A 264-nucleotide genomic window follows, 5' to 3' on the forward strand; every position below is an offset into this window, starting at 1 on the left:
TGTCGCTATGTGGACATAGCCATCCCCAAGGAGCTGGACGACGGCCAGAAGAAGCAGATCGTCCTCGATTACTGCCAAGAAAATTTCGTGGATTATGGAATGATTGCAGACATAGCATTTCATGATCTTGATAGTCATAACCCTCATGCTCATGTAATGCTAACTTTAAGAACTGTTAGCCCAAATGGATTTGGGAACAAACAAAGAGAATGGAATAATAGAGAAAATATTGAAGCCTGGCGAGTTAACTGGGAAATAATAGCA

1 protein-coding gene is annotated in these 264 nt (G+C 41.3%); it reads left to right on the forward strand.

What is annotated here, in order from left to right; translation table 11 throughout:
- Positions 1 to 9 precede the first annotated feature (9 nt).
- A partial coding sequence (locus ACZ2IA_RS23035; RefSeq protein WP_470294907.1) for a MobA/MobL family protein occupies positions 10 to 264 on the forward strand: 255 nt, incomplete at its 3' end.

The sequence above is a fragment of the Crenobacter sp. CS_VA4 genome, assembly GCF_055597485.1.